The organism is Aquabacterium commune (genome assembly GCF_004362855.1).
Classification (GTDB): Bacteria; Pseudomonadota; Gammaproteobacteria; order Burkholderiales; family Burkholderiaceae_C; genus Aquabacterium; species Aquabacterium commune.
Genome location: NZ_SNXW01000016.1, coordinates 22,712 through 30,348, shown reverse-complemented (window position 1 = coordinate 30,348; position 7,637 = coordinate 22,712). Strand labels below are relative to the sequence as shown.

The window sequence follows — 7,637 nt, the reverse complement described above, 5'->3', positions numbered from 1 at the left end:
GGTTTCAGCGCGTCATAGGCGGCGTCGCCCTTCGGGATGTAGAGCTTGGTGTCGCCCAGGTCGCGGATGCGCGGCGCGAAGCGGAAGCCCAGGAGGTGCATCAGGGCGAAGACGTGATCGGTGAAGCCCGCCGTGTCGGTGTAATGCTCCTCGATCCGCAAGTCGGACTCGTGGTACAGCAGGCCGTCGAGCACGTAGGTCGAATCGCGCACGCCGACGTTCACGACCTTGGTGTGAAATGGCGCGTACTGGTCAGAAATGTGGGTGTAGAACGTCCGCCCTGGGCTGCTCCCGTATTTCGGGTTGATGTGGCCGGTGCTCTCGGCCTTGCTGCCGGTGCGGAAGTTCTGGCCGTCCGACGATGAGGTGGTGCCGTCGCCCCAGTGCTCGGCGAAGGGATGGCGGAACTGTGCGTTGACCAGATCGGCCAGCGCCGCCCCGTAGGTTTCGTCGCGGATGTGCCAGGCTTGCAGCCAAGCCAGCTTGGCGTAGGTCGTGCCGGGGCAAGACTCCGCCATCTTGGTCAGGCCCAGGTTGATCGCGTCGGCGAGGATCGTGGTCAGCAACAGGTTCTTGTCTTTGGCCGGGTCGCCCGATTTCAGATGCGCGAAATGCCGAGTGAAGCCCGTCCATTCGTCCACCTCCAGCAGCAGTTCGGTGATCTTGACGTGCGGCAGGATCATTGCCGTCTGGTCGATCAGCGCTTGGGCGGTGTCGGGTACCGCCGCGTCGAGCGGCGTGATCTTCAAGCCTGACTCGGTGATGATGGCGTCCGGCAGCTCGTTGGCCGTCGCCATACGGTTGACGGTGGCAAGCTGTGTTTCCAGCAGCGTCAGCCGGTCGTTCAGGTACCGGTTGCAGTCGGTGGCCACGGCCAGCGGCAATTCGCTGGCCTGCTTGAGGCTGGCGAATTTCGCGGGCGGCACCAGGTAGTCCTCGAAGTCCTTGAACTGGCGCGACCCCTGCACCCAGATGTCGCCGGAACGCAACGCGTTCTTCATCTCCGACAGCGCGCACAGTTCGTAGTAGCGCCGGTCGATGCCGGTGTCGGTCATGACCAGCTTCTGCCAGCGCGGCTTGATGAACTCGGTCGGCGCGTCGGCGGGCACCTTGCGGGCGTTGTCGCTGTTCATGCCGCGCAGCACCTCGATGGCGTCGAGCACGTCCTTCGCGGCGGGAGCGGCCCGCAGCTTGAGCACGGCAAGGAATTCCGGCGCGTAGCGGCGCAGCGTGGCGTAGCTTTCGCCGATGCGGTGCAGGAAATCGAAGTCCTCGGGCTGCGCAAGCTTCTGCGCTTCGGTGACGCTCTCGGCGAAGGCATCCCAGGACATGACGGCCTCGATGGCGGCGAACGGATCGCGGCCCGCCTGCTTGGCCTCGATCAGCGCCTGGCCGATGCGGCCGAACAACCGCACCTTGGCGTTGATCGCCTTGCCGGACGCCTGGAATTGCTGCTGATGCTTGTTCTTGGCGGCGTTGAACAGCTTGCCCAGGATGCGGTCGTGCAGGTCGATGATTTCGTCGGTGACGGTGGCCATGCCCTCGATGGCAAGCGCCACCAGGGTGGCATAGCGTCGCTGCGCCTCGAACTTGGCCAGGTCGGCGGGCGTCATCTGGCCACCCTCACGGGCGATCTTGAGCAGGCGGTTCTGGTGCACCGACCGCTCGATGCCAGAAGGCAGGTCGAGCGCCTGCCACGCTTTGAGGCGTTCGATGTGTTCCAGCATGTGCCGCGAATTCGGTTTGACGGGCGATTGGCGCAGCCAGGCCAGCCAGGTCGTTTTGCCGTTGTCCCGACGCTTGAGCAGATCGTCGAGGCGGCGGCGATGCGCGTCCGACAGCGGTTCGGCCAAGGCATCGTAGATGCGCCGGTTGGCGCGGGTGATTGCTTCGGCGCTCGCCCGCTCGACGGCGTTGAGGGCAGGCAGAATGACCGACTGCTGCCGCAGGTGCTCGATCAAGGTGCTGGCCAGCACGATGCCCTTGTCGGTCTGCAAGGCCATCTCGGTCAGCAACTGGACGGCCTGCCGGTAGTGGCCCATGGTAAAGGGCTGGAAGCCGAACACCGTTTGCAGTTCGACCAGGTGCTCGCGCCGGGTCTGCTCCCGCTGCCCGTATTCGTCCCAGCTTTCGACGCTGACCTTGAGCTGGTCGGCGACCAGTTTCAACAAGGGCGGAAACGGCGGCTCATCGACGCCCAGGATGACACCAGGAAAGCGCAGGTAACAGAGCTGCACGGCGAAGCCCAGCCGGTTGGCCGGGCCGCGCCGCTGCCGGATGATGGAGAGGTCGGTTTCGCTGAACGTGTAGTGACGGATCAACTCATCCTTGGTGTCCGGCAACGCCAGCAGGCTTTCGCGCTCGGCGGCGGACAGGATTGAACGACGTGGCATATTTACTGATCCGTTCTCAAGTATTGATACAGGGTTTCGCGACTGATTCCGAATTCACGAGCCAGCTTGGTCTTTTGCTCGCCAGCCTCGACACGTTGGCGCAGTTCGGCAATACGCTCAGACGACAGGGATTTCTTCCTGCCACGGTAGGCCCCGCGCTGCTTGGCGAGCGCGATGCCCTCGCGCTGCCGCTCGCGGATCAAGGCGCGTTCGAACTCGGCGAACGCGCCCATTACCGACAGCATCAGGTTCGCCATCGGCGAGTCCTCGCCGGTGAAGGTCAAATGCTCCTTAAGGAACTCGATGCGTACGCCGCGCTGGGTGAGGCCCTGCACCAGGCGGCGCAGGTCGTCGAGGTTGCGCGCCAGACGATCCATGCTGTGCACCACGACCGTGTCGCCTTCGCGCACGAAGGCGAGCAGCCGTTCCAGTTCGGGCCGCCGTGTGTCCTTGCCCGACGCCTTGTCGGTGAACACTTTATCCACCTGGATCTGTTCGAGCTGCCGTTCTGGGTTCTGGTCGAAGCTGCTGACGCGGACGTAACCGATGCGCTGACCGTGCAAGGTATCCTCCTGAGGGAAATGTGTCAGGAAGAAATCTATGACCCTTGACGGCGTATGTCAATCAATTCGGAAGGCAACTCTATTCTGACGATTTAGCGCCGGATGGTCTGACGCCAAGTTAGGGTATGCCTCAATCTGACAGGTTCAAGCAGCCAAACCGGGCACGACGACAAAATAGGCGTTGAGCATGTACAGGCCAGAGAGGATCAGCAGAATTCCGCCGATAATTTCAAAAACCTTGTGGAATCTCCTCAGCCCCGACAAGTTTTCCAGCCAACCCACGGCAATTGCGCCCAGCACGATTGGAATCGCGCGCCCCAAAGCGAAGGCCAGCAGCAGTGCTACGCCGAAAACGGGTGAGCCGATGCCAGCAGCAACGCCAAGTAACACGATCAACGCTGGCGTGCAAAACGGGCAGATCGCCACCGAAAACGGCACGCCCAATGCAAAGGCACCCCACGCCCCTGTTACGGGTTTGGCTCGTAACTTCAATGCCGGCAGTGGAAGACGCAGCCATCCCGGCCAGATCAGGCCCAACACAATCAGTAGCGGGCCTAGCACCACGCCCCATGCACGGCCAAGCAGGTGTTGCACCCATCCGCCGCCCAGACTGGCGGCCAGACCCAAAGCCACATGCGTCAGGATCATGCCCAGGACAAAGAGACCTCCGTAGAGCGTTGCTTGGCGCGGGGTGCGCGATGTCGTCACGTAGGCGAGCGAAACCGGGATCGCAGCTAGCGCGACCGGATTGAAGCTGAATACAAAGCCTGTCACGAATCCGACCCATAGCGCCCCGAAGCTGGCTTGAGCTACCGCCTGGCGCAGTGCTTCGGCGTCCATCAGAAAGACTCCAAGCTGGTCAGCATGGTACGGAACTGCTCAGGGGTAGGCAGCGATGAGAACTTCAATTCGCCATTCACAGCAATGGCCGGCATGCTCAGTACGCCGAGCGAGACCGCGTACTCGAATTCTTTGAGCACGATGACCTCGCGCCAAACGACCTCGTTCTCGCCGAGCATGGCGGTTGCGATGGCGCGGAGCTGCTTTTGCGCCGCTACACATTTGCCGCATCCAGGCGCAGCAATGAGTTCGATCTTGACGCTCATCGGGCCACCTCGGCGAGACTGTTCTCCAGCGCCGCCAGGATGGGACATTCGTCGGTCGCGGCCTCGCCACCGGCGCAGCGCTCGATCAGTTCATCCAGTGCGCGTGACATCGCTTGTAAGCCTTGGAGCTTGTGTGCGATACGCAGCTTCTTTTCGATGGCCACGCTGCGCACGTCCTCGCAACAGGCACTATCGGCCTGCTTTAACGTCAGAAGCTCGTGAATGTCCGACAGCGTGAACCCGCAGTGTTGCGCGGTCTTGATGAAGCGGATGCGGCGCACGGCGTCATCGTCGTATAGGCGGTAACCTGCATCGGTTTTCGATGCAGGCGTGATCAGATGTTCTTTTTCGTAGTAGCGCAGCGTGTCGCGGCTGACCCCTGCCAGCGTGGCTACTTTACCAATAGTGTGCATGGCGCTCTCCAAGTCATAACCATCAGAATAAACCTTGGAGTTAACACCATGGTCAATCGTTCATCCAAAAAATTTGATTGAACGGTCACGGCGAGAAGCCGAAGTTTCTCGCCAGGAGCATGATTTATGCTTGACCGATGCCAGCAGCGCGAAGCGCCTGTTCCTCGACACCGGCACCCGAGCAGCACGATGCCAACTGGCCGTTGATGGCGACAGCCGGTACTGAGCGAACACCCAGATCACGCGCACGTTTCGCGACATTGATGTCGTTCATATCGAGGGTTGATACTTCACATGAACTGCATGCGAGGCGATTGACGAGTTCGATGGCGGTCTGGCAGGCGGGGCAGCCTGCGCTAAAAACTTCGACTTTACGTTTGGTAGTCATGATAATTCTCCAAGTTAATGATGTAACGGTGCGCGACGGCGAGCGACCATAAGAAGCCTATCTATCCTGCGCACCATCACGATAGACCTTAGTCACTACTCCAAGGTCAAGCGTTAATTGAGGGGGCACGAACTACCCTTGAAGGCCCGAAGCAGCCGCACAACAGACAGAACAAACAAGCCGGTCAGCGTAAGGGCTGCAAGGCCCCAGTGGTCCCCGATGAACGCGCCGACCGTCGTTCCCGCAAGCACAACGGCGAGAATCGGCAAATGGCAGGGACAGGTGAGCACGGCCAGCGCACCCCACAGGTAGCCGGTGATTGGCTTGCGTGTCTCGGTCGGCAAGCGTTCGGGGTCGTTCATGACAAACTCTCCGCTTGCTGTGCCGGTTCGGTTGGCATCGCGGCCAACTGCACTTCCAGATCGGCCAACGCTTCGCGTCGGCGTTCGACGAACTGACTCAGCACGGCAAGCTGTGCGGCTGTTTCATCGCAGTCCGCCGCATCCAGCGCCCGGCACAACCGCGCCAATGCGTCCAGGCCGATGCCCGCCTCAAAAGCGGCCCGCACAAAGCACAGCCGCTGCAAGGCGGCGTCATCGAACAAGCCGTAGCCGCCCGTGGTGCAGGCGACTGGCCGCAGCAATCCGCGCAGCAGGTAGTCGCGCACGATATGCACGCTCACCCCGGCCTCAAGGGCCAGTCGGGACACTGTGTAGGCGTTCATCGAACACCTCCTTTTCCTTATCCGGCGCAGCAGGACAGTTGCTTCACGTCCTTGCTGAAGGTCTGCGCCGCGAGCTTCAAGCCCTCGACCATCGTTAGGTAGGGGAACAACTGGTCGGCTAGTTCCTGCACCGTCATGCGGTTGCGAATGGCGAGAACAGCCGTCTGGATCAGTTCGCCCGCTTCCGGGGCCACCACCTGTACGCCAATCAGCCGTCCGCTGCCTTCCTCGATGACCAGCTTGATGAAGCCGCGGGTATCGAAGTTGGCGAGCGCACGCGGCACGTTGTCGAGCGTCAGCGTGCGGCTGTCGGTTTCGATGCCATCGTGGTGCGCTTCCGCCTCGCTGTAGCCCACGGTCGCCACTTGCGGGTCGGTGAACACCACGGCCGGCATCGCGGTCAGATTGATGGCGGCGTCGCCGCCGGTCATGTTAATGGCCGCACGAGTGCCGGCCGCTGCCGCCACATAGACGAACTGCGGCTGGTCGGTGCAGTCGCCGGCCGCGTAGATGTTCGGGCTACTGGTGCGCATGCCCTTGTCGATGACGATGGCCCCCTGCGCATTGACGGCTACCCCCGCCGCTTCCAATGCCAGGCTGCGCGTGTTCGGTGTCCGGCCGGTGGCGACCAGCAGCTTGTCGGCGCGCACTTCGCCCTGTCCAGTGGTCAGCACGAATTCGCCGTCCACATGGGCGACTTGGCTGGCTTGCGTATGTTCCAGTACCTTGATTCCTTCGGCACGGAAGGCGGCTGTGACGGCCTCGCCGATGGCAGGGTCTTCGCGGAAGAACAGCGTGCTGCGCGCAAGGATCGTGACCTGGCTACCCAGCCGGGCGAAGGCTTGCGCCAGTTCCAGCGCCACCACCGACGAGCCGATGACGGCCAGGCGTTTGGGAATGGTGTCGCTGACCAAGGCCTCGGTCGAAGTCCAGTAGGGTGACTCTTTCAGGCCCGGAATCGGCGGCATGGCCGGACTGGCACCCGTGGCGACCAGGCAGCGGTCGAACATCACGACGCGCTCACCACCCTCGTTCAAACTAACGATAAGGCTCTGGTCGTCCTTGAAACGCGCTTCACCGTGCAGAACGGTGATGGCTGAATTGCCGTCCAGGATGCCTTCGTACTTGGCATGACGGAGTTCTTCGACACGGGCCTGCTGCTGGGCCAGCAGCCGCTCGCGCAAGATCGTCGGCGGTGTGGGTGGCATGCCGCCGTCGAATGGGCTTTCCCGGCGCAGATGGGCGATGTGGGCGGCGCGGATCATGATCTTGGACGGCACACAACCGACGTTGACGCAGGTGCCGCCGATGGTGCCGCGCTCAATCAGCGTGACCTGCGCGCCTTGCTCGACGGCCTTCAGTGCTGCCGCCATCGCGGCTCCACCGCTGCCGATCACGGCGACTTGCAACGGGCGCTCGCCGCCGCTGCCCTTGTCGGCGGCACCCATCCAGCCGCGCACCTTGTCGAACAGCCCAGTGCGGTTGTCGGTCGGCGGGGCATCGGCGAGCATCGCTTTGTAGCCCAGGCCAGCCACGGCGGCGGTCAGTGCGTCCGGCGCTGTGCCTGGATCAAGGGCGAGCTGGGCCGCGCCCTTGGCATAGGACACTATGGCAGATTGGACGCCGGGTACTTTTTCCAGCGCTTCCTTGACGTGCGCCGCGCACGAGTCGCAGGTCATGCCGGTGATTTTTAGATGGGTCATGCGACAGATCCTTTTTCGTTTGTGGTAGCAGACAAGGGCGTCAGATGTGCTGCGCTGCCGTTTTCAGTGCCTCACTTCTTGACGCTGGACGGATAGCCTGCGTCTTCGGTGGCCTTGGTCAGCTTCTGCACGCTGGTCTTGGCATCATCGAAGGTGACAACCGCTTCGCGTGTCTCGAAGGTCACGTTAACTTTGCTGACGCCTTCGACCTTGGAAATCGCCTTCTTGACGGTGATCGGACAAGCGGAGCAGGTCATGCCCGGTACGGACAGCGTGACGGTCTGGGTGGCGGCCCACACGGGGGCAACAACGGCAGCGATGGCGAGAGAGGCAAACAGTTTTTTCAT

General features: G+C 62.2%; 10 protein-coding genes. All 10 read right to left on the bottom strand.

Annotation, left to right across the window (positions count from 1 at the left end; genetic code table 11):
* Window positions 1–2,393: Tn3 family transposase (locus tag EV672_RS17690; protein ID WP_133611287.1), on the bottom strand; the 2,393-nt coding region annotated here is incomplete at its 3' end.
* A gap of 2 nt (window positions 2,394–2,395) precedes the next feature.
* Window positions 2,396–2,956 carry a recombinase family protein gene (locus EV672_RS17685; RefSeq protein ID WP_003124096.1) on the bottom strand — a complete coding sequence of 187 codons (561 nt, stop codon included), beginning with the start codon at window positions 2,954–2,956 and terminating at the stop codon, window positions 2,396–2,398.
* 144 nt (window positions 2,957–3,100) lie between these two features.
* Window positions 3,101–3,796, bottom strand: coding sequence for a cytochrome c biogenesis CcdA family protein (locus tag EV672_RS17680; RefSeq protein ID WP_177334291.1), 696 nt, complete (start codon window positions 3,794–3,796; stop codon window positions 3,101–3,103).
* The gene (locus EV672_RS17675) at window positions 3,796–4,062 is read right to left on the bottom strand and encodes a thioredoxin family protein (protein WP_133611286.1); all 267 of its coding nucleotides are present in this window, start codon (window positions 4,060–4,062) and stop codon (window positions 3,796–3,798) included. The genes EV672_RS17680 and EV672_RS17675 overlap by 1 nt, the downstream gene beginning before the upstream one ends.
* Window positions 4,059–4,475, bottom strand: a complete 417-nt coding sequence (locus EV672_RS17670) for a heavy metal-responsive transcriptional regulator (RefSeq protein ID WP_041013392.1) — start codon at window positions 4,473–4,475, stop codon at window positions 4,059–4,061. The genes EV672_RS17675 and EV672_RS17670 overlap by 4 nt, the downstream gene beginning before the upstream one ends.
* A 124-nt stretch (window positions 4,476–4,599) precedes the next feature.
* A complete protein-coding gene (locus EV672_RS17665) occupies window positions 4,600–4,863 on the bottom strand; it encodes a thioredoxin family protein (RefSeq protein ID WP_041013393.1) in 264 nt (87 codons plus the stop codon).
* Window positions 4,864–4,976: 113 nt separating this feature from the next.
* Window positions 4,977–5,225: a broad-spectrum mercury transporter MerE gene (gene merE, locus EV672_RS17660; RefSeq protein WP_041013394.1), complete on the bottom strand. Its 249-nt coding sequence runs from the start codon at window positions 5,223–5,225 to the stop codon at window positions 4,977–4,979.
* Complete coding sequence (gene merD, locus EV672_RS17655) at window positions 5,222–5,587, bottom strand: mercury resistance co-regulator MerD (RefSeq protein WP_041013395.1); 366 nt, start codon at window positions 5,585–5,587, stop codon at window positions 5,222–5,224. The genes merE and merD overlap by 4 nt, the downstream gene beginning before the upstream one ends.
* 17 nt (window positions 5,588–5,604) lie before the next feature.
* Complete coding sequence (merA, locus tag EV672_RS17650; RefSeq protein ID WP_133611285.1) at window positions 5,605–7,290, bottom strand: mercury(II) reductase; 1,686 nt, start codon at window positions 7,288–7,290, stop codon at window positions 5,605–5,607.
* A 71-nt stretch (window positions 7,291–7,361) separates the two neighbouring features.
* Window positions 7,362–7,637, bottom strand: coding sequence for a mercury resistance system periplasmic binding protein MerP (merP, locus tag EV672_RS17645; RefSeq protein WP_000732290.1), 276 nt, complete (start codon window positions 7,635–7,637; stop codon window positions 7,362–7,364).

What these genes read in the sequence shown, in the direction of transcription:
- EV672_RS17680 (WP_177334291.1), bottom strand. Translation starts at nt 3,796, where the DNA reads ATGGACGCCGAAGCACTGCGCCAGGCGGTAGCTCAAGCCAGCTTCGGG.
- EV672_RS17675 (WP_133611286.1), bottom strand. Translation starts at nt 4,062, where the DNA reads ATGAGCGTCAAGATCGAACTCATTGCTGCGCCTGGATGCGGCAAATGT.
- EV672_RS17670 (WP_041013392.1), bottom strand. Translation starts at nt 4,475, where the DNA reads ATGCACACTATTGGTAAAGTAGCCACGCTGGCAGGGGTCAGCCGCGAC.
- EV672_RS17665 (WP_041013393.1), bottom strand. Translation starts at nt 4,863, where the DNA reads ATGACTACCAAACGTAAAGTCGAAGTTTTTAGCGCAGGCTGCCCCGCC.
- merE (WP_041013394.1), bottom strand. Translation starts at nt 5,225, where the DNA reads ATGAACGACCCCGAACGCTTGCCGACCGAGACACGCAAGCCAATCACC.
- merD (WP_041013395.1), bottom strand. Translation starts at nt 5,587, where the DNA reads ATGAACGCCTACACAGTGTCCCGACTGGCCCTTGAGGCCGGGGTGAGC.
- merA (WP_133611285.1), bottom strand. Translation starts at nt 7,290, where the DNA reads ATGACCCATCTAAAAATCACCGGCATGACCTGCGACTCGTGCGCGGCG.
- merP (WP_000732290.1), bottom strand. Translation starts at nt 7,637, where the DNA reads ATGAAAAAACTGTTTGCCTCTCTCGCCATCGCTGCCGTTGTTGCCCCC.